The organism is Paenibacillus konkukensis (assembly GCF_023523925.1).
GTDB lineage: Bacteria > Bacillota > Bacilli > Paenibacillales > NBRC-103111 > Paenibacillus_S > Paenibacillus_S doosanensis.
The window spans coordinates 1,098,720-1,124,894 of sequence record NZ_CP027059.1 but is presented as its reverse complement, the minus strand read 5'-3'; the positions used below and the strand labels follow the sequence as shown (position 1 = coordinate 1,124,894).

The window sequence follows — 26,175 nt, the reverse complement described above, 5'->3', positions numbered from 1 at the left end:
TTGTTTTGAACTGGTGTAAAGTAAAAATCGAGAGGTGATTAGAATGGAATTTATAAGACCGGAAGATTACTTACCGAGAAAATCTCATATATCCGATTTAAACCGATACGGCATCGCACTCATAGGCTGCGGAAGCATAGCGAACACGGCGCATCTGCCCGCTTACCGCAAGTATGGTTTACATATTGCCGCATGCTGCGATGTCAGCGAGGAAGCGGCCCGAACAACGGCGGAGAAATTCGGCATTCCGAGATGGACGACCGATGTGAACGAGCTGCTGCAGATGGAGGAGGTAGCGGTGATCGACATGGCGATCCATCCGGCACCGAGGCTGGAGGTGCTGAGAAGCATCAGCCAAGCGCCGCGCCCCGTTTTATGTCAGAAACCGCTTGCCATGGACATCAAGCACGCGCAGCTGCTCGGCGAGGAAGCCCGGCGTCTCGGCATCGTGCTCGGCGTGAACCAGCAGGCACGGTGGGCTCCGGCGCACAGAGCGCTGAAGCTGGCGATCGAGCAGGGGCTGATCGGAGAAATCTACAGCATTCATCATTATATGCGCTCGTTCCAGGATCAGGCCGGTTGGTGGTGGACGAAGATGAAAAATTTCAATATCGTCGATCACGGCGTCCACTATGTCGATTTATGCCGTTATTTTAACCCGTATCCCGAAGATTGGTCCAGAGTGCACTGTACGACGGCTCAACTGAGGGAGCAGAATGCGATTGATCCGCTCATCTATTCGGCCAATGTCGAATTCGGTCCGAAGGGCGGCAGACATCCGTTTATGGCTTCGCTTCATTTTAACAACATCGCCAAAGCGAACCGTTCCCACAGCAATACATGGTGGGTGGACGGGACCGAAGGAAGCTTGTGGTGCACGCAGGATACGCTGTATATGGCGATTAACAAGCATAAAAACGTCATTCACGAAATGAAGCTGAAGGGAAGCTGGTTCCCGGACGCCTTCGCGGGTTCCATGCTCGCGTTTATTACCGCGCTCGATCAAGGACAGGAGCCTCCGGTAACGATCGAGGACAATTTGCAGACGATTGCGATGACGACGGCGATGGTTGCCTCCAGCGAGGAAGGCAGGGTCGTCGAGAGAACGGAAATTTGGAGCGGGGGCGAACGAGGATGAACGAACTCGGATTTATGAGTTATGTCTATATGGGTTTCTCTGCGGAAGCGATGGCGGAGGAGGCCGGGAAGCACGGGCTCCGTTACGTTCAACTGGACATCAAGCAGAAGCTGCAGGTGATGGATGACGAGCCGTTCTCTACCGCAAGGGCCGATAAAATTTGTCGGATTTTTGCAAGCAGAGGCATTCAGATCGTCGGCCTGTCGGGGTATACGAATTTGCTCAATCCGAATTTGGCAAAACGCGAAGAAAAATTGGTCCAGCTGGAGAAAATGATCGATCTGTGCTCCGCTTATGGAACCCAATATATCGCCACGGAAACCGGAAGCTTGCATCCTTCCAACGCATGGCGGGATTACGAAGGAAACCGTTCGCCGGAAGCGTGGGAGCAGCTTCTCGCCATTACGCAGCGGCTTCAAAGACGCGCGGCGGAAAATAATGCGGTGCTGCTGCTTGAAGGCTTCGCGCTGAATGTGCTGGCCGAGCCGAAACAGGCGCAGCGGCTTCTGCAGGAGCTCGGAACGGAAGGGCTCGGCATGATCATGGACCCGTTCAATTATTTGACGGTGCAAGATTTGAGCGGCTTGGAAGCTCAGCGCCGGGCGATGACCGAAATCTTCGATTGCATTGCCGGTCAGTCCCCGATCGCTCACGCCAAGGATTCGCTTTATTCCGACGAAGGCTTTACGACGCCAAGGGTAGGCGCGGGACAGGCGGATTGGAACGTTTATGCGGAATTTCTGATGAAAAGGCTGCCGGATGTGCCGTTAATTCTTGAACATGCCAAGCCGGAAGAAGTCGAGGAATGTTTGCAGCTGATTCGGCAAGCGTTTGCAGCGGCGGGGGAAGCAAAACCGAATGCGCGTGATGCCCATGAAGCGTAAACCGAGGTTAGGCATTCAAGGACCTGTCGTCGCTTGGCAGGACCCGTGGGGCAAAGAAGCTTCCGATTCGGTCATGCGAACGGGAACCGGAAGCGTGTGCCCGTCGCAGGACCCGAGACCTGAGCCGCAAGCGTTTATCCGGGCGCTTCAAGAACTGCAGGCGGACTTCTACGTCCATCATGCGTTGCCGGGAATGCAGGGTTACAAGGAGCTTCTGGAAGATGTGGCCGGAGCGGGGCTCGATATTTGTCTAGGCAACGAGTACGGCAACATCAACGGGCCCTGGGTCGAGGGCACGAACCGGTACGACCTGCCGGATGACGCCTTGGCTCAAGCTGCCGCCTCCGGACGCTGCATCGGCTTATTGTACGACGAACCGGAGCATTTGCAAATCAATGCGGCACAGTACCGCAAGGACGGCTGGTTCCCGCATTGGGGACTCACCGACGGCGAGACGCTTGAACGATCCCGGCTCGGCGTCGAGTCGGCCGTGCGCGGCAGAGTCCGGCATGTCGGGGACGCAATGAACCGGGCAGGCCGCAATCCGGGGGCGATGCCGCTGATTTCCGAGCAGGTGTTTCCGACTTCGTTCCATACTTACGCCAGAGCGGGGATGGAGCTGTGTCCCAAGATCATGAAGGAATCGTTCCAATCGCTGCAGCTTTCTACCGCGCTGGGGGCGGCGAAGCAGTACGGAAGAAACATGTGGATATGCGCCGATCTGTGGGGACCCGATACAGGGGCATGGTTCACGCGGTTTCACGGGTTCCCCGGACATTCGCCGGAGGAGTTCGCTTCGGCTCTCCGAATGGGCTATTGGATGGGCCCGTCCCATCTGTTTGTGGAAAATGCCGATGTGCTTCTCCGCAGCACGGGCGAGGGCTTCACGAAGACGGAATTCGGCGAAGTTTGGCTTGAGTTCGTTAAAAGCTATGTTCCCGGGCATCCGCTCCGGTGGCATCATTCGCAAGCCGATCCGGATATCGTGATCATTCATTCCGACGACAGCAACTATGGTCAAAATGAACGGTTGTTCGGAAACCGCTCGTCGGATCAAGAGTCCATTGCACGCAGTCAAAGCGTGTTTACCATATGGCATTTGCTCAGCAGGGGACGCATTCCCGCGTACGGAAGCTGCATGCATATACCGGGATACGACTTCCCGAGGCATGAGCTGAAGCGGGAGGTTTCCATAGAACGCTTTCCTTTGGAAAAAGGCTACATAGGCAGCGGACGGAAGCCGATTCATCCGCTGTTGTATCCCGTTCATAACGTCCTCGTATACGACGGATATGTAACGGGACGGCAGCTCGGCCGGCCTAAGCTGATCATGGCGGGCGGTTCCGATTTGTCGGATGCAACATTTCAGGCGCTGCGCCAAAAGGCCGAGGACGGGGCTGTCGTCGTCATAGCCGATTGGCTGCTGCCAAAGGACTGTCCCGCCGATGTCCGAATAAGCGGAGCCAAAGGCTTGGGACAATGGCTTGTCACGGACGATTTCCTAAGTGAAAACGTTCGGGAAGCCGTACAGCCGTTTCTCGGCGACGCGGACTGCTGGATGCAGCGCTTCGGGAAGGAAGAAGTTCGGATGTACGCACGGAATGAAGACGGAAGCGAATTGGATTTTGAAATCCGTTCGACATAAGAAGACAGGATAAGACTTGGAAACCGGAACAGGGGCTGGCGCTTGCTATCGTATTGAAGAAAGCGGCCCCAGGTTTCATAGTTCCAAGGTTCCAGTTGATGCAGTAAAGGAGGAAATTCATTTGGAGCAGACCCAACATCTGGACCCGTTCGCCGAAATCGCGTTTCGCGAACATCCGGGAAATAAAGACGAATTGCATGAAATTCCTCCGATAGCTTACGAGAAAGCGTATTTCGCTCCGGGATCGGAGATGGCCAAGGAGGTCCCGGCCTTTTCATACGAGACGCAGCTGACCATGTTTCAGCATGAGCTGCAGCTGCTGCGCATGAAATATCGGCCTTTCATGCGCAATCTGGCTCCGGCGCCCTCGTTGACGCGGGATCGGCAGCGGCATACCCGCTTCCAGTTCCGTTATCAAACGGCGGAAGATGCGAATTTCACTCGCGTGCTCGAAGGCGAGGGCGATTGGGAGCAGGCCACGGTGCCTGATTTTCGCGGGCCGTCGGGGGATAAGGGCAAATGGACCGGATTTTACCGTAAAGAGTTTGCCTACGAACCGGTTCAGGCCGGCAAAAGGGTATTTCTCGTATTCAAAGGAGTCGATTATAAAGCGACCGTCTATTTAAACCGCAAATGCATCGGCAGTCACGAAGGCTTCTTCGCCCCGTTCGAATTCGATGTGACCGACTTCCTGCAGCAGCATAATACGCTTGTCGTCGAAGTCGATAACGATTACCCGATGATGGGGGTAGGCGGAACGAAGCTGGACGGGGACAAAATGTATGCGGCGACGGGGCCGGGCTGGGACGATCCGTACAGCGGCTGGAATCATTGCCCCCCGGGAGCGGGCATTTATAATGCGGTGTATTTGGAACAGCGCTCGGAGTTATTCATCCAAGATGTGTTCGTGCGCCCTAACCTCGACGAAGGCCATGTCGAGGTGTGGATCGATGCGATGAACACGACGAACAAGCTGCTGGAAGATTTCGAAATGCAGCTGGAGCTGATCCCGAAAAATTTTGCCGGAACCGGCATCGGCCCGTTAAGCTTTCAGATAGCTTACGCAGGGCCGGGAATCAATTATTTTCGCTATAAAGTCGATTTCCCTCAGTTTCGTATGTGGGAGCCGGACGCGCCTTATCTATACATAGCCCGCGTCGAAGTGAATAACGGCGGCGTTTGCACCGATTGCCTGGACCGCACGTTCGGCATGCGCAAGTTTCATATGGATGAAGACGGAGAGCCGAAAGGAACGCTCTATCTGAACAACCGCCCCGTCATTCTCAGGGGAGCCAATGAAATGGGACATCTGCAGCAGTGCGTGATGCAAAACAAGCCGGAACAGCTCATCGACGACATCTTGATCGCCAAAGCGGCGAATATGAACTTTTATCGGATTACGCAGCGGCCCGTGCAGGAGGAAATTTACGATTATTTCGACATGCTGGGCATGATGCACCAATGCGACTTGCCGACCTTCGGCTTTATCCGCCGCAATCAGTTCGTGGAAGGCGTCCGTCAGGCGGCCGACATGGAACGGCTGATTCGCAGCCATCCTTCCTCCGTCATGGTGTCGCTGATTAACGAGCCGTCGCGTACGGAGAAGCGGCGCAAAGGACATCGGCATTTGCACCGCAACGAATTGGAAGCGTTCTTCATCGCCGCTCGCCAGGCGATTTATGTGGAAAATCCCGACCGGGTGGTGAAAAACGCGGACGGCGACTATAACCCGCCGACACGTGAAGGCTTGCCCGATTTTCATTGCTATACGATGTGGTACACGAATAACGGAATTACTCTCGGAAAACTGCACAAAGGCTTTCTGCCGGCCATTCGTCCGGGCTGGAAAGCGGGCTGCGGAGAGTATGGCACAGAAGGGCTGGACAATGCGCAGCTAATGACGAGCCGCTATCCAAGAGAATGGCTGCCCGAAGATACAAAGGAGCGTTGGTCGCCGAACCGGATCAAGGGAGCGCAGACGTATGCGATGCACGGCGATTGGTTCGGGGAGCAGCATTCGATGCACAGCTGGATTGAAGCGAGCCAGCAGCACCAATGTCTGGCGACGAAGCTGATGACCGATGCTTGGCGGCGAAGAACGGATCTGGTCGTTTCGACGGCGATCCATCTCTTGATCGACGCATGGCCGGCAGGCTGGATGAAGGCGCTGGTCGGAGCCGACCGCATTCCCAAGCCGGCATATTTCACCTATAAGCAATGTCTGGAGCCGGTGCGGGTGAACCTGCGCTGCGACCGCCTGAAAGTGTATGAAGGGGAAACGATGGAAATCGAAGCGTGGCTCTTGAACGATACGGATCAAAGCTACGAAGGCTGCCGGATCATCGCTACGCTGCGCGACGGCCAGAGGGATTACGGGAGCTACGAAATGACATGCGATTTGCCGCAGACATCCTCTCGCTATGCCGGTACTATCCGCTTCTCTGTGCCGCCGACGGCGGAGCGGCAGCCGTTCTTCATCGATGCGGCCTTAATCGACGAGCACGGAGCGGAGCTTAACGCGGAACGCTTCCGTTTCGAAGCCTTCGCCCGGATGAGGCGGCTGCAGCCGAAGCCGGTTCGCGCTTCTTATCTGGACTCCGAATCGGAAGTGCTGTGCTCGCTGCTCGATCTGGAGAGTTCTTCATACGAGGAGGACGACGCGCAGGACGGGGCGATTATCGTTTCCACGAAGGAGGCGTTCGTGCGGCACCGGACCTCGCTGCTGGAAAAAGTCCGTCACGGAGCGACCGCCATGTTCATTCTGGGACGTCCGGTATCTACTTCCAACCATACTTGCTGGGAGCTGGAGGGCGGCGAAATCAAGACGGCCAAGTACAAAGAAGTGTATACGCTCGGAGTAAATGCGAACCGGCCGGAGCTGCAATGGATGAAGCATGACGATTTCGCTTACTTTTACAATCTGCAAAACGACCGCCTCGACGGAATCAGCCACAGCCATCTGCTGGGGGAGGGGCTGGAGCCGATCGTCTTCTCCTATACGACGCAGGGCGAGTCCGACGGTCAGAAGCGCAAGCTGCCGATCATTGCGGAGAAAAAAGTCGGCAAGGGCCGGATTTACGCCGTTTGCTTCCCGCTGTCGGGAAGGGTCGGCTTTAATCCGACGCTCGACAGGTTACTAATTACCCTATTGCAAAGCGGAGGTGCGAAGGCATGACGCGGTACACGGTGTTCAGCGCAGACCGCCGGAAGTCGGCGGAAGTGACGGCGGAGCGGGATGAAGTGACGATTTCGCTGCGGGATCAAGAATCATCCGCCGTTTATTTCGAAGGACGGCTGCAGGAAATGTTGTGTTTCTCCGTCCGTAAACCTTGGAGCAGCGAGCCTGTGCGACTGAATCACACCAAGTTGTCTGAGGAGCAAGAGCGCCTTGTTGTCGAAGGCGACTTGTCCGGGATACGATTCTCCTTACGTCTCGGCTTCGACGCGAACGGACTGTTGCGGATTTCCGCTGCCTGGGAGAATCGCAGCGGCATGACGCTGCGCGACGCGGCAGCGGGTCTGCTGTTCCCGTTGGACAGAAAGCAAGAGGAGAAGGTAACGATCCCGCATATGATCTACAACAATAATCCGTCCTCCGATCCGCAGCGGATCGTTCCCAAGCTCGGAGAAGGAGCGGGCCGAGGGTTTCTATGCGAGGAGCACCGCCTGCCGATTCCTGCGGTAAACGCGGAGTGGCGGGAAGGGGAGCAAGCTCGCTTCCTTACCTTATTCTCTCTCCCGAGCTATGTCGAAACTCCGGACGGCAAGGTCCATTACGGATCGCTGGGAGCGCTTCAAGAGGAGCGGGGACTGACGTTTGCCGCCATGAGCGGCGTGCTGATGATGAACGGCGAGAAAGACGTCGTCTATGTGTCCAAAAGCAGGACGCAGCCTTACGACGGCGGCTATCTCGATTTTGCGCCCGGGTTTGCGCTGGAAAAGGAGTATGCGCTTCATTGGGGCGCAATCGGCCGCTCGGGCCAAGCGTTCCGCGAGGTGGTTCGCGCCGCTTCCGGGCTGTTTGCTCCCGAAGGCGCCAAACCGCATACAGCGGCGGAGATCGTACGGTTGAAGTCGAACGCGCTGGATGACAGGTGGAGAACCGGGGCCGGGGGAGCGGCAGGGTATATCAAATTTACCGATTCGAATTCCTTCGGCAATGTCTCCAAGCATCCGCTGCACTATATGTACGGCTGGACCGGACAATGTCTGAAGCTGGCCTGGTGCGACGCCAAGCTGGGCTTCTCCCGGGGGGAAGGGGAGCGTATCGCAAGATGCGTGCAGGCGGCGAGCTTCTATGTTAAGGAAAGCGAAACCGAAGTGCCGGGAATCCGGCACAGCTCTTATATGTTGCATGAAACCCGCTGGGACGATTTCCGTTCCGGTCAGGAGAAGGTCGTATCCAGCAGAGCCTACGGCGAAACGATAGCGGATTTAGGGGACATTATTTTGCTGTTCCGCGAGCAAGGCAGAGCGATACCGGAGGAATGGGTGCGAGCCGTTTGCGATGCGGCCGACCTGTTTATCCGCGGAGGCTTACAGGACGGAATCCTTCCCGCGGCTTGGGATCTCTCCGGAAAACCCTACGATAATATGATTACGGCGGCAGGGCTGCCCTGCCTGATCGCTTTGGTGCAAGCTTACCGGATTACGCGACAGCCCGATTATTTGGCTGCGGCCGAAGCGATGATGCAGTGCTATTACGAGCTGCATGCAGCCACGTTCGATCGTCCTTTCGCCCGCTCCACGCTGGATGCCAAATGCGAGGATAAGGAAGCGGGTATGTATTTCTTCCTGGCCGCTTACCATCTGTATAAAACGACGGGCAAGCCGCTTTATGAGGAATGGGCGCAGCTTTCGGCCGAATGGCTCCTGACCTTCGTCTATATGTGGAATCCCGTATACGATAAAGGCTCCATGTTCCGGGAGGCCGGCTTTCAGGCGGCGGGTTGGCCGGGAGTCAGCGTGCAAAATCATCATCTGGATGTGTTCTTCCCGACCTTCGAGCTGTGGGATTTCGGGCGTTCGACCGGCAGGGCGGATGACGAGCGCTGGGGGCGCATGATTTTCGACGCGCTCGGTCAGGGCATATGCACGAAGCCGGGAGAATGGAAATTCGATATTATCGGCGAGCAGGCAGAGGGCTTTTTCCAGACGAACTGGAACCACCGCGGCCATAGCAATAAATGGAATCCTTCCTGGGTCATCGCCTTAATGCTGCAAAACGCCATACGGTTCCAAGAGGCGGAACTTGCCAAATAATGAAAGGGGGCATACGACGTGGACGTTAACAAACAAGCGATGCCGGATTGGCAAAATCTCGAAGTGCTGAGCCGCAATGCGGAGCCGCCCTCCGTCGGTCTGATCCCTTACGCCGAATTGGAGTCGGCGATAGCGAACGAGCCTGCCGCTTCTCCTTATTTTTTATCGCTGAACGGAAGCTGGGATTTCCATTACGCGGACAGTCCGGATGAGGCGCCGGACCATTTCTTCGAGCCGTCCTTTCAGCCTGAAGGCTGGGCTCGTATCGACGTCCCCGGCAATTGGCAGATGCAAGGGTACGGACGGCCGCTCTATTCCAGCAGCTACTACCCGTTCCCGATCGACCCGCCTTACGTTCCTTACGACAATCCGACGGGGTGCTACCGCAGGAGCTTTCGGCTTCCCGGAGGCTGGGAGGATCGGCAGCAGTTTCTCGTGTTCGAAGGAGTAGACTCCGCCTTTCACGTATGGGTGAACGGGCATCCGGCCGGCTACGGGCAGGGCTCGCATCTGCCGTCGGAATTCAACATTACGCCGCTGCTGAAGCGGGGGGAGAACGTCATCGCCGTCCAAGTCTATCAATGGTGCGACGGCAGCTATCTGGAGGATCAGGATAAATGGCGGTTAAGCGGCATTTTCCGGGACGTCTATATCAAATCCGCTCCGCATGCGCATATCCGTGATGTGGCGGTTCATACCCGCTTCATAGCGCCGACCGCGGAGGCGGTGCTCAGCGTAAAGATTCACATCGGCAACGATCACGCTTCCCGAACTGCCGAGCCGTGCCAAATGCGCATCTCGCTGCTTGACGGCATGAGAAACAAAGTTTGTGAAGGCTTGGCCGTCATCGTGAACGAGTTGGCTCCGGGGGAACGGCGGGAGCTCGAAGCGGAGTTTGCGGTGGCCGCACCCCTTCGCTGGAGCGCGGAGACGCCTCATCTGTATTACCTCGGACTGGAATTAACCGACGGGCAAGATCAAGTACTGGAAGCGGCAAGCACGGCGGTAGGCTTTCGGGAAATCGCCGTGAAGGACGGTCAACTGCTGGTGAACGGCAAATCGGTTATTTTGAAAGGGGTTAACCGCAACGAATTTCATCCGCAGCTTGGGTTTACGATTCCTTACGAATCGATGATCGAGGACATGATGCTGATGAAACGGCATAATATGAACGCCGTCCGCTTGTCCCATTACCCCAATGATAAACGTTGGCTGGATTTATGCGATCGTTACGGCTTGTATGTGATCGATGAAGCGGATTTGGAGACGCACGGCGGCCATTTTGTCGGCAACGAGAGCTATTTGGCCGAAGACCCGGCATGGAAGGAAGCTTTTGTCGATCGCGCGATCCGCATGGTGGAGCGGGATAAAAACCACCCCAGCATCATCGTTTGGTCGCTCGGCAACGAATCGGGATACGGCCCGAACCATGATGCGATGGCGGATTGGATACGCAGGGCCGATCCGTCCCGTCCGATTCATTATGAACGGGCGAAGGATGCTCCGGTCGTCGATATCGTCAGCAGCATGTATCCGTCGCTGGAAGCGGTCATCGCCGAGGGAGAGAAGGAGGACCCGAGACCGTATCTGATGTGCGAGTTCTCCCACGCGATGGGCAATTCCGTCGGCAATCTGAAGGAATACTGGGACGCGGTATACAAGTACCCGCGCTTGCTCGGAGGATTGATCTGGGAATGGGCGGATCACGGCATTTGGCAGCATACCGACAGCGGGGAAGCTTGGTACGCATACGGCGGCGATTTCGAAGATCATCCGAACAGCGGGCATTTTTGCATAGACGGTTTGCTGTTTCCCGACCGCAGGCCGAAGGCATCGATACTCGAAGTGAAAAAGGTGCTGGAGCCGGTCAAGATCGAGCCGATCGATATGGAATCGGGGCTGATCGCCGTGCATAATCGTTACGACTTTCTTACCCTCGAACATCTGGCCGGTACTTGGATGCTTTACTGCGACGGACGGGTGCTGGAGCAAGGGGAGCTGCCCGAGCTGAATACGGGCCCTGGAGAGCAGACGACCGTACATGTCCCCTGGAGCAAAAAGTCGGCGGTTCATGAGGACGGAGTCTGCTGGATGCATATCCGCTTCTCCTTGAAGCAAGCGTCCGATTGGGCTCCGCGGGGACATGAGATCGCCTGGGCCGACATTCCGATGGAAATCATGATTGAGACCGGGGTTTCGGGCGGACAGCGGAAGACGCCATCTTATATCGCACTTGAATCTATGCCTGCGGTAAACGTAATCGAAACGAAAAGGTTTCTTAACATAGAGGGAGACGATTTCCTCATCAAGTTCAATATCGGCAAAGGCGGGATTGAAGCTTGGCAATATAACGGGGTTCCGTTATTGACGTCAGGGCCGAAGCTGCAGCTGTGGCGGGCGGCGATCGATAACGATTCCCGCCAGGCGAAGGAATGGAGGAAAGCGGGCTTCGATGCGCTGCAGCAGCGTGTCGATGCGGTCGAGACGTTCCGGCACGGGGACTCTGCGCTCGCCATCGAGGTGCGAGGCGCGCTGGGGGCCGCCGGTCTGCCGGTCTGCTTCCGGACATGGACGAAGTATGAAATCTACGGAAGCGGCGATATCATGATCACAGCGCGGATCGTTCCTGCAGAAGAGCTTCCTCCGCTGCCGCGGTTCGGCTTCGAGCTGGCGCTGCCGGGGCCGTTCGACCGCTTCTCCTGGTTCGGTCTCGGGCCTCACGAATGTTATGAGGACCGTAAAGAAAGCGGACGGCTCGGCGTATACGGCGGTTCGGTTCAAGAGCAGTTCGTTCCTTATATTAAGCCTCAGGAGAACGGCAATAAAGCCGATGTCCGGTGGGCGGTCGCGACGAATGCGGCGGGAACCGGGATGTATATAGGCGGCATGCCTACGCTTAATGTCAGCGCGGGCCACTATTCGACGGACAATTTGAGCAGGGCGAAGCATACGTACGATCTGATCCGGCTGAATGAAACGATCCTGCATCTCGATTACCGGCAGGCCCCCATCGGCAATCACAGCTGCGGCGAGGCTCCGCCGCTGGACAGCTATCTGCTGAAGGCGCAGGAGATGGAGTTCTCCGTTCGGCTGAAGCCGTTCTCGGAGCGAGACCGTTCCCCTTGGGGATTGGGAAGAGCGCGGCCGAAGCCGCTGACGGAAGCGGATGAAGGCGAACGGCATAAGGAAGCGAATGGAAAACAGGAGGTTGAGCAATGAGCTTTGCACCGGTTGCTTTTTCCAAAATCGTATACGGGGGCGATTATAACCCCGAGCAGTTCCCGCGGGACATTTGGGATGAAGATATGCGTTTATTCAAGCTGGCGGGCATCGACATCGCCACGCTGAACGTATTCTCCTGGTCGCTCAACCAGCCGGATGAGACGACGTATCGCTTCGATTGGCTTGACGAGGCGATGAACAAGCTGCAAGAGCACGGGGTTAAGGTCTGCTTGGGAACGAGCACGGCGGCCCATCCCGCCTGGATGGCGCGGAAATATCCCGATGTGCTGACGGTGACGGCCGACGGCAAGCAGCGCAAATACGGACGCAGGCATAATTCCTGTCCGAACAGCCCGACCTTCCGGCATTATGCCGGTTTGATGGCGCGCAAGCTGGCCGAGCGATACAAGGATCATCCGGCGCTGCTCTTGTGGCATGTCAACAACGAAATCGGCATCCGCTGCTACTGCGAGCGCTGCGAGCAAGCGTTCCGCAAGTGGCTGCAGCGGCGCTACGGCACGCTGGAGAAGCTGAACCAAGCTTGGTACAGCCGGTTTTGGGGCCATACGTTCTATGACTGGGAGGAGATCGTTCTTCCCAGCGGCCTCAGCGAAGGGTTGTCGGGAGGCAACGCGGATCAGACGGCTTTTCAAGGCATTACGCTCGATTTCTTCCGGTTTAATTGCGACAGCTGGCTGGAGTGCTATCTGATCGAGTACGACGCCATTAAAGAAGTGATGCCGAAAGCCATCGTCACGACCAATTTTCAAGGGAACGGGACGTATAAGCCGCTGGACTATTTCAAATGGGCGCCGTATCTGGATATCGCCGCCTTGGACATTTATCCCGAGAATCATACACCGGAAAGCTATATGGCTATGCGGTACGATCTGATGCGGGGGATTAAGGACGGCGCTCCGTTCATGCTGATGGAGCAAAGCCCCGGGGTGATCAACTGGAAGAGCGTCAATCCGGCCAAGCGTCCCGGCGTGATGAGGGTCAGAAGCTATCAGGCGATTGCGCGGGGCGCCGAATCGATCATGTTCTTTCAGCTGAGGCGGTCGCTCGGAGCTTATGAGAAGTTCCACGGAGCGGTCATCGATCATGCGGGTCATGAGCATACACGAGTGTTCAGGGAATGCGCCCAATTGGGAGGAGAACTGCAGCGGCTCGGCGGAGAGCTGATCGGTTCCACGATCAAGAGCCGCGTCGGCATCTTGTTCGATTGGGAAAACTGGTGGGCGGTCGAGCTGGGCGGAGGCCCTTCTTCCTATATCAAATATTTGGACCAGGTTCAAAAATATTACGACGCTTTGTACAGCCATCATGTGCAGGTGGATATCATCCATGTCAAGACGGATTTGAGCGGGTATGATCTGGTCATTGCGCCGCTATTGTATATGGTTAAGCAGGGCTTCGCAGAGAAACTGGAGCGCTACGTCGAGCAGGGCGGGACGCTGGTATCGACCTTCTTCAGCGGTATCGTGAACGAAACCGATCTCGTCACCCCGGGCGGTTATCCCGGAGAACTGCGCAAGCTGCTCGGCATCTGGGTGGAGGAGATCGACGCGCTATTCCCCGAGCAGCGGAATTCGCTGGTCATGCAGAAGACTCTGGGGTCGCTGGAAGGCGCCTATGCTTGCCGTACCGCTTGCGAAACGGTGCACACGGAGGGCGCGGAGGCCGTTGCCGTATTCGGCGGCGATTATTATGCCGGATGTCCGGCGATCACCCGGCATTCCTACGGCCGCGGAGAAGCCTGGTATGCGGCTGCAGAGCCGGAGGGAGCGTTCCTGCGGAAGTGGATGGGCTATCTATGCGACCGCGCGGGAATCGCGCCGCTATGCGAAGCGCCCGAGGATGTTGAAGTAACCTGCCGGGAGAAGGACGGAATCCGGTATACCTTTATTATGAATCATGCGGACGAAGAACGGGAAATCGATGCGGGCGATACCGTTCGTAAGGAACTGCTGAGCGGGACGAAGGTCCGCGGCCTGCTTCGGCTGGAGCCGAAGGGCGTGCTTATTTTGCGGCATGGCGGAGAAGACGAAGCTGCAGCACCCGCTTAATACCCTTATGCAAACGAGGAGGCGGTAGCATGGACATGCGGGAGCGGCTGCTCCGGCGGTTCGAACGGCCGGGAACGGAATATCGTTCCGTCCCTTTCTGGGCCTGGAACGATGAGCTGGACGGAGAAGAGCTGGTCCGGCAGATCAAGCAGATGAAGGAGCAGGGAATGGGCGGATTTTTCATTCATTCCCGGGACGGACTGGAGACCGTGTACATGGGTCCGGAATGGATGGATTGCGTTCGCCGGTCCGTACAGGCGGCCGAAGAGCTGGGCATGCACGTATGGCTCTATGACGAGGACCGCTGGCCGTCCGGGTTCGCCGGAGGGCTGGTGCAGGCAAGAGGAGGCGACGCCTTCCGCGCCAAAGGGCTTACGCTGGAGGTTGTTGCGCCGGGCAGCCTGGCTGAGGATTATTCCGATGCGGTTGCGTTATTCCGCGCCGTCATCGAAGAGCGAAGCATGCTGCGGTGCGAGCGGCTGCCTGTGGGCGGAAAGCCTGAGCTGGGCGGGCATGAGGTGCTGCTCGTTTTCCGCGTGGAAGTATCCGAGCGGAGCGAATGGTTCAATAACGAGGCGCCGCCCGACAATTTGAACCCCGATACCGTCGCAGCCTTTATCGACATTACGTACGAGGCGTACAAGCGCGAGGTCGGCGGCCAGTTCGGCCGGACGGTTCGCGGCGTGTTCACCGACGAGCCGAGCGTTCATGACCGGCACTGCCGGTTTACGCCGGGCCGAGGCTGGCTTCCGTGGAGCGAATCGTTTGCCGGATTTTTCAAGCGGCGGCGGGGTTACGATGTGCTGGAAGCCGTTCCTTATTTGTACTTTGACGGGGAAAAATCCGCATGGGTAAGGCATGATTACTGGAGAACGCTCACCGAGCGGTTCAGCGAGGCGTACTCCAAACAGCTCGGAGATTGGTGCGACGGGAACGGGATCGCTTTTACCGGACATTATTTGTGGGAGAACAATCTTGGCACCGCCACCCGCGTATGCGGAGCGGTCATGCCGAACTACCGGTACCAGCAAGTTCCCGGCATCGATATGCTGAACGAGCAAACGAGCGAATACATAACCGTTAAGCAGTGCACGAGCGTAGCCCATCAGTTCGGACGCAAGCAGGTGCTTACGGAAACGTACGGCTGCACGGGCTGGGGCTTCACCTTCGAAGGGCAGAAATGGATCGGCGACTTCCAATATGTGCTCGGCGTGAACGTCCGCTCGCAGCATTTGGCCTTATATTCGATCAAGGGCTGCCGTAAGCGCGATTATCCCCCGGTATTCAACTACAATACGAGCTGGTGGAAATACAATCATGTCGCGGAGGATTACTTCGCGCGGTTATCCGCCGTATTGAGCGAAGGCAAGCCGGTGCGCGACGTGCTCGTGCTGCATCCGGCCTCGACGGCTTGGAGCCGTATCGGCACCTTGCCGTACGGGGCCCAGGCGAGGGGAAAGGATAAGGATGTGTCCGCGGCCAATCACTTCGGCCACGAGTTCAACGCCTTTTTAGGCAAGCTGCTGAGAGCGCATTACGATATCGATCTCGGCGACGAGACGATTATGGCGGACGTCGGCGCCGTGCGCGGAGGCAAGCTGGCCGTTGAGCAGGCGGAATATTCCGTCGTCGTCATTCCGCCTATCGACACGATGCTGGAGAGCACGTTCCGTCTGCTTACGCAATTCGTTCATGCAGGCGGACGCATCGTCGCGACGGGTCCGCGGCCCGCGATGATCGAAGGTCGAGAAGCCGCAGAGCGGCTCTCGCAACTGTATGATCATCCGAATGTGACGGAGACGGAGGAGACCGAGCGGGTGATCGAAGCGCTTGAAGCGATAAGCCCCCGCCGGGTCAGCTTGACGAACGGGCAGCAGCTGGAAGCGCCCGAGCTGCTCTACATGCTGCGCGAGCTGGATCAGGCCGGAAGCCGGCTGTTGTTTGTCGTCAACAACGACCGGGAAGGGACTCATCAGGTTCGCATCCGCCTGGAAGGTAGCGGCGCCGTCGAGCAGTGGTGTCCGCTGACCGGCGCGGTGAAGACGATCGAAGCGGAGGCGGCAGGCGGCTTTCTCCAATGGAATGCGGAGCTGGGTCCGGCCGGATCGGCATTGTACGTTTTCGGCGGCGGGTCTTGGGCTGCAAGCCAACAGGCGGACGGCCCGGTTCGTGAAGCGAACGCCTCCCGGGAGCCCGCCGCGGCGAATGAATCGTTATCCTTGATCGCGGAGCTCGGACCGGTATGCGGCTTCAGCCGCACCGCGCCGAACGTGCTGACGCTGGACAGATGCTCTTACCGGCTCGGCGGCCACGGCGAGTGGTCGGAGGAAATGGACGTTTGGCGGGCGCAGCGGGATGTGAGGGAGAAGCTCGGCATGAGGCAGGTGTACGGCAACGGAATCGAGCAGCGGTATAAATGGATTCACGATCCTCATCCCGGCAACGGCACGCCGGCGTCATTCCGGTTTTCGTTCGATGCAGCGGAAGTTCCGGCAGAACCGGTGCACCTGGTGGTCGAATCGGCAAGGCAATACGATATTCGGCTGAACGGAATGCCGGTCGCCAATACGCCGGACGGCTGGTTCCTCGACCGCTCGTTCGATAAGGTGCTGCTGCCCTCTTTGAAACAGGGTGGCAACGACCTGACGCTATCCTGCCGTTACCATAACGGGATGGAAGTGGAGGACATCTATTTGATCGGCGGCTTTGCGGTGGACCGGGGGCGCAGAGTGACTGCCGAGCCTGCAAAGCTTGCGTTCGGCGACTGGTGTCTGCAAGGATATACGCATTATTGCGGCAGTATCGTCTATCACTTTGATTTCGCGCAGCATCACCCGCCGCGGGGGCGCAGGACGCTGCTGGAGCTGGGGGACTACTCCGCGGTCACGGCGGAGGTCAGAGTCAATGGCCGAACGGCGGGGCATGTGCCATGGCGAGCGGCTAATCTGGTAGACCTTACGGAGTATCTGCGCGAAGGCGAGAACCGGATCGATCTTGAAGTGATGGGCAGCCCGCGCAATATGCTCGGTCCGTTCCACCTTAGGTCGGGAGATCCTTCCACAACGAGCTGGGGGTCGTTTCGCAAGGAGGGGGCGGACTATACCCCGGACTATAACCTGCGTCCGTACGGCTTGTTTGGACGGATAAGACTGCTCAGCCGGTCTTAACTCCGCAGTCGCAGGACAGGTTCAAGATCGAATGAAGAGACAGAATTGGAGGAAAGAGCATGAAAATAAGATGCAATAGGTGGAAGCTGCTTCTGTCCTTGATCATCTTGTGTACTGCGCTGCTGCCTGCGACGGCGGAGGCGGGAGTGAAATATTCCACGTTCACCAAGGACAGCAACGGCAATCTGATATGGCTACAGCCCGCGTATTACCCGATCGGCGTCATCGGGCAGGATCTGTCCGTTCCCGATCCCGGCAATTCGGCGCAGAGGATCAAGTCGCCGCTGCAGACGCCGAAAGATATTTTTATCGATCCGCACAATGACATTTATATCGCCGATACGGGCAATAACCGGATTGTCCATATGAATGAACAAGGGCAGTTGATCCGCTATATCACGGTTCCCGAGAGCCCGCTGCTGAAGCCGGAGGGCGTGTTCGTCACCGTGGAAGGCGATATTTATATCGCCGATACGGGCAACAAGCGGGTAATCAAGCTGGATAAGACGGGCAAGCTGCAGCAAGAGTATAAGCGGCCCGATTCCAGGTACATCCCGGATACGTTCGTATACGATCCGTCCAAAGTCATGGTCGATGAGCGCGGCTTTTTGTACGTAGCGGTTCACGGCGGCTACGAAGGTCTGGTACTGCTGGACGGAAGCGGCAAGTTTCAAGGCTTTTTCGGAGCCAACAAAACGGTGCTTTCCGCGCTGGATGCGCTCAAGCGTTGGCTGTACACCAAGGAAATGTACGCCAACGAGATCGCCAAGAAGCCGGAGACGATCAACAGCGTCGCCACGGATAAGAACGGTTATATTTATACCGTTACCGGCGGAACGATCAAGACCGACCAATTGAAGAAGCTGAATATTAAAGGGGAGAACCTGCTGCGCAGCTCGCAGAAGGAATTCGGGGAATACCGGCCGATGGATACGGCGCTTCTTCAGGCGAACGTCGTTACCATGCCGCAGTTGATCGACGTCGCGGTAGACCAGAACGGCAATATGATCGTTGTCGACCAGCAGTACAAATATATAAGCCATTACGATTCCTCGGGCAATCTGCTTTATTTCTGGGGCGGCCCGTCGGCTGTAGGCTCTTCGCAGGTCGGGCTGATCAAAAGCCCGGTCGCGCTGGACGTCAACTCGCGCAACGAGCTGTTCGTTCTCGACGATCAGGAAAATATCGTCCAAGTATTCCGCCTGTCGGAGTTCGGCGAGAAGGTCAATCAAGCGAACCTGCAGACGCTGGCCGGCTATTACGAAGCGAGCGAGAAGCCTTGGCAGGATGTGCTGCGTATGAACGCACAGTTCACGCCGGCGATTCTGGGGCTGGCCAAAGCGGCCTATAAGAAAGAAAATTTCGAGTCGGCAGAGAAGCTGTTCAAGGAAGCCGGGGATCATGAAGGGTATTCCGACTCCTTTTGGCAAATTAGAATGCGCTGGTTTCAGAAAAACTTCTCTTGGATCGCCAGCATCGTGTTTTTCGGGACGATTGCGTTGGTCGTACTTGACCGGCTTACGGCCAAAAGCCGATTCCGCTTAAAGTGGAAAAACAGACCGAGATGGAAGTGGAGCTTTATCCTTCATTTGAAGCACGCCCTCTATATTTTGAAGCATCCTGTCGACGGGTTTACCGCGGTCAGGTATGAAGGCAAGGGCAGCTATGCCGCGGCGCTGCTCATTATGATAGGCGTTTACGGAGCGCTGCTGTTCAAGGAGTTTTTCACCAGCTTTTCGTTCAATATGGCAGTTCGGGTCGATGTTTATTCGATCTTTACGCAATTTTTTATCGTATGGATCACCTGGATTATCGCCAACTATCTGGTCAGCTCCATTTACCGCGGAGAGGGACGGTTTAGAGATATATTAATCGGCAGCGCTTACGCATTGGTGCCTTACATTATCATCGGCGTTCCGCTTGCCCTTATATCCAACGTCATGACGTTATCCGAATCGTCCATCTACAACTTTATCGCCAATGCGATGCTCGTATGGATAGGGCTCCTGATGTTCTGGAAAATACAATGGGTGCATAACTACAGCGTTGGCGAGACGGTGATGAATGTTTTCCTCACTCTTTGCACCATGCTGGTCATCGGAGTGCTGATCTTCATTACCGCCGGATTGACGAACGATTTGGCGTCGCTGTTTTACGAGATGTTCCAGGAGGTGCTCTTGAGATGACTTGGCTCGGCAAAATAAATAAACCATCCGCCATTGTAACCGTTCTGCTCTTGATCGCCGTCGCGGTTTTGCTGGCTAACGCCAAGTTTGAATTCCGGACGCCGCCGGAGGCCCGAAATGTCATGGCGGGGCAGGATAGCTCGGCGCCTCCTCAGAAGGGGATTCAGGCGCAGCTGCCCAAGGATAGCGACTTCAAAACCGTTGCGGAGTCCGACGCACTGCGGCTAAAAATGGATGCCGGCACGGGACATTTTATCGTGGAGGATAAAAGAAATAACAACGTATTCCGTTCGTATCCCGATCCCCAGTACTGGGCGCAGGAGAAAATATCGGAAAATTGGAAGAAGCATCTGGCGTCCCCGCTCATGGTGCAATACGTGGACTTTTCCAAGAGCATTTTGCAGGCCAAGGAAACGAATATCCCCGCAGAAAGCGGCAAGGTGAAGGACGTGCGGACGATTCCCGGCGGCTTCGCCTTAACCTACGAATTCCCGGAGACGGGCTTTACGATTCCCGTGGAAGTCAAAATCGATAAAGATTACGTGGAGACGAAGGTCGTCCGGGAAGGAATCAAGGAAACGAAGATGGGCCTTGTATGGGTGAGGCTGTTCCCGTTCTTCGGCGCGGAATATTCCGCAGGGCAGGACGGCTACATGCTGATTCCGGACGGGGCAGGAGCGCTTATCCGGTTCAAGGATAATCAGCTGAATGTCAATAAGCTATACGATGAAAGCGTATACGGGCAAGACAATACATTTGCCGGATTAAGCAATAACCGCAACAAAATCATTATGCCGGTATTCGGCATGAAGACCGGCTCCAAAGGCTTTCTGGCCGTGCTGCAGGACGGGGAGGAATACGCCAACATCGTAGCCTCGCCTTCGGGCGTATTAAGCGGCTACAACTGGATTACGTCGACGATGAACTTCCGCTCCAGCTTCCTGCAGTTTACGAGCCGGAATTCTCCCGACGAATGGGGTTTCGTCGACTATAACAAGAACGAACTGTTCGGCAGCGACCGGGTCGTAAGATACTACATTCTCGGCAGCGGGCAAGCGGATTATGTCGGCATGGCGCAGAAATACCGCGATTACCTGATGAGCGAGAAGGGCGTTCAGCGCGCGAGCGCCAAAAGCGCCGATCTGCCGATGCACGTCGATATTATCGGCGGCGACCGCGAGAAGGGGATCGTTACCGACCGGTACATCCCTTTGACCAGCACCGGGGAAGCGACCGAAATGGTGCATTCGCTGTATGACAAAGGAATCCGCAACATGTCGCTGATGTTTATGGGCTGGCAGAAGGGCGGTTACAGCTCATTCGGCGAATCGCTGCCCGTTGATCCGCAGGTCGGCGGCGACAAAGGGATGAAGGAGTTCATTGCCGACGCCCACGGCAAAGGCTTTCCCGTTTATCTCGATACGGAGTACGGGATGAACAACACGGGAGCGGGCGGCTTCGACGAGAAGTTCCACGCGGTCGTCAATCTGGCCGGCCGCAAGCTGAATCTTAACCCTCTCTATAACAATGCGAGAGTGCCTGTGACAAGCGACAAATTCGCGGCGGAGATGGTGAGCAAGCAGCTTGCCGCCTACAAGGAGCTTGGCGTGGACGGTCTGGGCGTCAACCGGATCGGACAGCGGCTGTTCAGCGATTACAACTCGTCCTACGGTTCGCACCGCGACGAGGCGAGAGACGTGCAGGAGTCGATCCTGAAAAACATTAAGGAGACGCTCGGCGGCGTCATCGGTAACAAATCCAGCTTCTACACGCTGCCGGAGGTCAATCATATTCAGAATCTCGTATACGACCATTCTTACGACTTATTTACCGACGAAGCCGTTCCGTTCGCGCAAATCGCGGCGCACGGGCTCATCACCTACTCCTCCGAATACGTAAATAACCGCCAGGAGGATATAAACGACTTTTTGCGGGACATCGAGTACGGGGCGACGCCTTCGTTCGTATTCACCCGGGCGGAGACGAAGGAATTCGTCAATGCGTACGGCATCCGCTACTATAACACGCATTTTACGGATTGGGCTGACATGGCGGCCGAGCAGTACAAACAGTATAACGAAGCGCTGGGCGACGTGCAGAGCCAATTCATTACGGGTCATCGGACGATCGCTCCGAATGTCAAGGAAACGACGTATGAGAACGGCAAACGGATCATCGTCAACTACGGCATCGAGCCTTACCGGAGCGAAGGCATGGAAGTACCCGCGCAAAACTTTGTCGTTATTCAAGGAGGAGCCGGACGATGAAAAGTAAACTGAAACTGCGCGCATCCCTGCTTGAATATGTCGAAGGGTCGATCTTCATCGCCCCTTGGTTTATCGGATTTCTTGTATTTATGGCGTTTCCGCTCGGCTATTCGCTCTTCATGAGCTTTCAGAAGGTGACGATCACGGCCAGCTACACGACCACCCAGTTCGTCGGGTGGACGCATTATCGCTACATTTTGTTCGAGAACGGAGACATGCTGTATAACCAGCTGCTGCCGTTCCTGAGGCAAGCGTTGTTTATGATTCCGATCATCGTCATCTTCGCCCTGCTTATCGCCATTATTTTGAATCAGAAATTTGCGGGGCGGACCTTCTTCCGCGCAATCTTCTTTCTTCCCGTCATTTTATCGACCGGCGAGGTGGTAAAGGAGTTTCTGACCCAAGGCGAAGGCGATTTGGGCTTTATGTCCAAATACAACGTATCCGGGATCATTAAAGCCAATTTATCGGCGACCTGGTCCGGTCCGCTGATCGGCGTGCTCGATTCGTTCGTGCTCATTTTGTGGTATTCCGGCGTGCAAATCTTGATCTTCCTGGGGGGCAGGCAGACGATCTCCAATTCCGCTTATGAAGCCGCGCGGATCGACGGGGCAGGCCCGTGGGAAACGTTCTGGAAAATTACGCTGCCGGCTATGACGCCGTTCATTTTCCTGAACATGATATATACGGTCGTGGACCTGTTCACATTCCCGACGAACCCGATTTTGCAAAAAGTGCGGGACAGCGAATACGGGCAATACAGCGCGCTTATCTGGATTTATTTCGTCATTATCAGCGTATTTTTGAGCATTATCTTTATTATTTTCAGCAGGGCAACCAAATCGCAAAGAGATTCCAGATAATCAGATTCCAGATCATTGAATTCCAATGTCGAAAGGGCGATGCTTGTGATCGGTTTAAGAACGAGGAATGGGAAGGAGCCGGCCCTTTGGTCCTGGCTCCTGGACATCCGCTATAAGCTTATAGGCAGAGAAGCGGATAAAGGGCTGCTGTTCCGGATCTTTATTTATCTGATTTTGCTCGATACGGCCTACATTTATTTGAAGCCGATTCTTCATATGGTGACGACGATGGTTAAAAACGCCGACGACCTGCTCGATCCCGCCGTCAACTGGTTTCCGAGAGTGATTTATCTCGGCAACCTGCAGGATGCGTGGGAGTGGCTGAAATACCCCAAAGCGCTTGCCACCAGCTTGACGATGGCGCTGGCGGTCGCTTTGCTGCAGACGATGTCCTGCGCAGTAACCGGCTACGCGTTCGCCAGATTGAAGGTGCCGTTCAAGAACGTCATGTTTTTTTTCCTGCTGCTGACTTTCATCGTGCCGATGCAGGTGACGATTTTACCGAACATTATTTATGCCCGGGAGCTCGGCTTGCTGAATACGATTTATCCGATTATCGTGCCCGCCTTCTTCGGTCTGGGGCTTAAGGGTGCGCTGTTCGTCATCATTTACCGCCAGTTTTTTTCAACCCAGCCGAAGGAGCTGGAAGAGGCGGCGCGGATCGACGGGGCCAGCGTGTACAAAATTTTTTACAAAGTGATGATGCCGCTGGCCAAGCCGGCGATTCTTGTCGTATTTCTGTTCTCTTTCATTTGGACCTGGAACGACTTCTACCTGCCTAGCATGTATTTGGCGGATATCGAGACGGCGCCTCTGTCTATGGGCATTTCACGGATCGCTACCGCCTTAAGGCAGCAAGCCGAGCAGTACGGCCCGTCGGTGACGGATGAAGCGATCCGGATGTCCACCACCTTCCTGATGATCGTTCCGCCGATGCTGCTCTATTCGTTCACGCAGCGCTGGTTTATCGAAGGTGTCGAAAGAACCGGTTTGGTAGAGTAAACCGCCGTTTGTATCCAACCATTCCAAATAAAATGAAATCTAAGAAAGGAACGATGCACATGAGAACACATTCGGTTCATCCTGTAAAAGCATGGGTCACGCTAATGGTGGCGATCGTTATGCTCGGTTCGATCATCGCCTGCTCTTCCGCTCCCGCCTCCACCGGCGGGGTTCAGGAAAGCTCGGCAAATGCCAAGAAAGCAATGGTGATCCGCAAAAAAGAAGGCGGTGGCGAGGCGTTCATCATCAATCATTTGAAGAAGCAGGGCTATCAGGTGATGGATGTCGTCGATCAAGATTTTACGGTAGACAAAGCGAACGGCTACGGCGTTGTCTACGTAAGCGAGGGGGTAAACTCCTCGAAGATGGACGCCAAGCTCAAAACGTCGAAGGTGCCGGTCGTCATTGCCAAAAATCAGGCGGCAAGCGATGCGGGGCTTGTCGGAGTATCACAGTACGGTGATGAAGACAAAGTCAGAACGGTCCATATTCTGGACAGCAAGCATCCGCTGGCGGCAGGACTCAAGGATACGGTAGCCATCTATAAAGAGGAAGGCAGAATCTCTTACGGTCTGCACCCGGGCAAAGAAGCGGTGGTAATAGCTGAATATCCTGCCAGCGGGGATAACAAGAAAGTGACCATTTTCGGCTACGAAAAAGGGGCCAAAAATATTAATAACGAAGCCGTTCCCGCCCGCCAAGTATATTTTTCCCTGCCGACAGGCGAGGAATCTAAGCTGACGGACGACGGCTGGAAGCTGTTCGATGCGGCCATAGCATGGGCTGCGGCCAACGGCGGCAAGTAAGGAGAAGTGTTGCATCCGGTTACAATAGAAGGGTGGTAAAAAAAGAGCGGCGGGGCCATTTGAATCTGGAGAAGCGTTTAGCGTTCGCCAAAGAATCCGTTTTCAACAGCGATTGGAGGATCAAATGGACGCCGTAGCGGACTTTTTCACCATCCCTTTAAAGAACGCTTAGGAATGGTTTGGTGCTGGTTATACCACTAATGTACAGGGGGTAGTTCGAATGAAACGTTTCTTGGTTGCAATCGCTGCTGTGATGATGTTGTTAAGCCTGGTGGCCTGCAATTCCGCTCCGGCCGGCTCGTCCGGGGCTCCCGCCGCTGCGGGGAACAAAGTGCTGTTCGTCGGCAGGGATAGCGGGGGCGACGGCATTACCGCCAAACGGCTGAAGCAGGAGCACGGCTTGGAAGTCACCGTGGTCGCCGACAAAGAGCTGACGGCCGAGAAGGCGAACGGCATGGCGCTCATCTATGTCAGCGAATCCGTCAATTCGAATAAAATCAAAGATATTTTCGTAAACATTCCGATCCCCGTCGTTTATGCCGAACCGCAGTCGACAAGCGATACGGGCATGGCGGACGTCGAAGCCTACGGCTCCCTTACCGGAGGGAACGCAGCCAAGACGATTGAGATCAAGGACGGCAGCAGCCCGCTGGCCGCCGGCTTGCAGGGCAAGATCGACGTATACAAGGATAACGGCAAGATGGGCTTCGCCATCCCCGGCAAAGAAGCGATCGTCGTCGCTACCGTACCGGGCGAGGATCAGAAAGCGACGATCTTTGCGTACGATAAAGGCGTGAAAAATGTGAAAGGCAACACGGTCGCCGCCCGCGAGGTGTATTTCTACATGTTTGAGGGCGAAGAAATCAACCAGACCGATGACGGCTGGAAGCTGTTCGATGCGGCCGTGCAATGGGCTCTCGGAAAAAAATAGCGGGGAGGCGTTTATGGTTATGAAAAGGAAGCTAAGCTGGATCGCGGTGATCATGGCGGTTATGCTGCTGGCCGCCTGCTCTTCCTCCGTGACGGCCCCGAAGGCCGAGGCCAACAAGAAGGCGCTGTTCGTCGGCAGGGAAGGGGGCGGAGACGCTCTGGTCGTGAAGCGGTTAAAGGGGCTCGGCTACGAGGTTTACGTTACGGCCGATAAAGAGCTTACGGCGGAGCAGGCGCTGGCGTACCGGTTCGTATTCGTCAGCTCGACCGTCAATTCCGGCAAGGTGGGAGATAAGCTGAAAAAGTCGCCGGTGCCGGTAATTTATGCGGAATCGCAAAACATAGGCGATATCGAGCTGTCCGGCAAGTCGTCGGATATCGATAACGGCGATTTCAGGGGCCGAGCCGTGACGATCAAAAAGGCGGATCATCCTATGGCGGCAGGGTTTAAGGGCGATGTTACCGTGTACCAGTCCGAGGGCAAAATCGGTTTTGTCGTGCCCGAAGGCGGTGACATCATCGCCTCCGCTCCCGATGACGAGCGGCGGGCGGTCATCTGCGCATTTGAGAAGGGGACGCCGAATATGAGCAAAGAGCCGCTGCCGGCGAGAGAAGTTTACTTTTATCTGGTCGGCGGCGAGGAGATTAACCAAACCGACGACGGCTGGAAGCTGTTCGACGCGGCGGTGCAGTGGGTAACCGGAGCATGATGCGAAGGAGATGCAGCACAAATA

Annotated in this window: 15 protein-coding genes; all 15 read left to right on the top strand. The window is 56.0% G+C overall.

Annotated elements, in window-relative coordinates; genetic code table 11:
* Window positions 1–43 precede the first annotated feature (43 nt).
* On the top strand, window positions 44–1,138 hold the full coding sequence (locus SK3146_RS04865) for a Gfo/Idh/MocA family protein (protein WP_249864017.1): 1,095 nt from the start codon (window positions 44–46) through the stop codon (window positions 1,136–1,138).
* Window positions 1,135–2,022 carry a sugar phosphate isomerase/epimerase family protein gene (locus tag SK3146_RS04860; protein ID WP_249864016.1) on the top strand — a complete coding sequence of 296 codons (888 nt, stop codon included), beginning with the start codon at window positions 1,135–1,137 and terminating at the stop codon, window positions 2,020–2,022. The genes SK3146_RS04865 and SK3146_RS04860 overlap by 4 nt, the downstream gene beginning before the upstream one ends.
* The gene (locus SK3146_RS04855) at window positions 2,012–3,667 is read left to right on the top strand and encodes a hypothetical protein (protein ID WP_249864015.1); all 1,656 of its coding nucleotides are present in this window, start codon (window positions 2,012–2,014) and stop codon (window positions 3,665–3,667) included. Before SK3146_RS04860 ends, SK3146_RS04855 begins: the two co-directional genes overlap by 11 nt.
* Before the next feature lie 121 nt (window positions 3,668–3,788).
* Window positions 3,789–6,842: a glycosyl hydrolase 2 galactose-binding domain-containing protein gene (locus tag SK3146_RS04850; RefSeq protein ID WP_249864014.1), complete on the top strand. Its 3,054-nt coding sequence runs from the start codon at window positions 3,789–3,791 to the stop codon at window positions 6,840–6,842.
* Window positions 6,839–8,929: a hypothetical protein gene (locus SK3146_RS04845; protein ID WP_249864013.1), complete on the top strand. Its 2,091-nt coding sequence runs from the start codon at window positions 6,839–6,841 to the stop codon at window positions 8,927–8,929. The genes SK3146_RS04850 and SK3146_RS04845 overlap by 4 nt, the downstream gene beginning before the upstream one ends.
* Before the next feature lie 18 nt (window positions 8,930–8,947).
* Entirely contained in the window at window positions 8,948–12,148 is a 3,201-nt protein-coding gene (locus tag SK3146_RS04840) for a glycoside hydrolase family 2 TIM barrel-domain containing protein (protein ID WP_249864012.1), read from the top strand.
* Window positions 12,145–14,220 carry a beta-galactosidase gene (locus SK3146_RS04835; protein WP_249864011.1) on the top strand — a complete coding sequence of 692 codons (2,076 nt, stop codon included), beginning with the start codon at window positions 12,145–12,147 and terminating at the stop codon, window positions 14,218–14,220. The genes SK3146_RS04840 and SK3146_RS04835 overlap by 4 nt, the downstream gene beginning before the upstream one ends.
* Window positions 14,221–14,249: 29 nt before the next feature.
* Complete coding sequence (locus SK3146_RS04830; protein ID WP_249864010.1) at window positions 14,250–17,387, top strand: glycosyl hydrolase; 3,138 nt, start codon at window positions 14,250–14,252, stop codon at window positions 17,385–17,387.
* A 59-nt stretch (window positions 17,388–17,446) separates the two neighbouring features.
* Entirely contained in the window at window positions 17,447–19,573 is a 2,127-nt protein-coding gene (locus tag SK3146_RS04825) for a YIP1 family protein (protein ID WP_249864009.1), read from the top strand.
* The gene (locus SK3146_RS04820) at window positions 19,570–21,840 is read left to right on the top strand and encodes a DUF5696 domain-containing protein (RefSeq protein WP_249864008.1); all 2,271 of its coding nucleotides are present in this window, start codon (window positions 19,570–19,572) and stop codon (window positions 21,838–21,840) included. The genes SK3146_RS04825 and SK3146_RS04820 overlap by 4 nt, the downstream gene beginning before the upstream one ends.
* The gene (locus tag SK3146_RS04815) at window positions 21,837–22,703 is read left to right on the top strand and encodes a carbohydrate ABC transporter permease (RefSeq protein WP_249864007.1); all 867 of its coding nucleotides are present in this window, start codon (window positions 21,837–21,839) and stop codon (window positions 22,701–22,703) included. The genes SK3146_RS04820 and SK3146_RS04815 overlap by 4 nt, the downstream gene beginning before the upstream one ends.
* A gap of 15 nt (window positions 22,704–22,718) precedes the next feature.
* Window positions 22,719–23,705 carry a carbohydrate ABC transporter permease gene (locus tag SK3146_RS04810; RefSeq protein WP_249864006.1) on the top strand — a complete coding sequence of 329 codons (987 nt, stop codon included), beginning with the start codon at window positions 22,719–22,721 and terminating at the stop codon, window positions 23,703–23,705.
* Window positions 23,706–23,764: 59 nt separating this feature from the next.
* A complete protein-coding gene (locus tag SK3146_RS04805; RefSeq protein ID WP_249864005.1) occupies window positions 23,765–24,511 on the top strand; it encodes a hypothetical protein in 747 nt (248 codons plus the stop codon).
* A gap of 220 nt (window positions 24,512–24,731) precedes the next feature.
* Entirely contained in the window at window positions 24,732–25,442 is a 711-nt protein-coding gene (locus SK3146_RS04800; RefSeq protein WP_249864004.1) for a hypothetical protein, read from the top strand.
* A gap of 19 nt (window positions 25,443–25,461) precedes the next feature.
* Window positions 25,462–26,151: a hypothetical protein gene (locus SK3146_RS04795; RefSeq protein ID WP_249864003.1), complete on the top strand. Its 690-nt coding sequence runs from the start codon at window positions 25,462–25,464 to the stop codon at window positions 26,149–26,151.
* Window positions 26,152–26,175 lie beyond the last annotated feature (24 nt).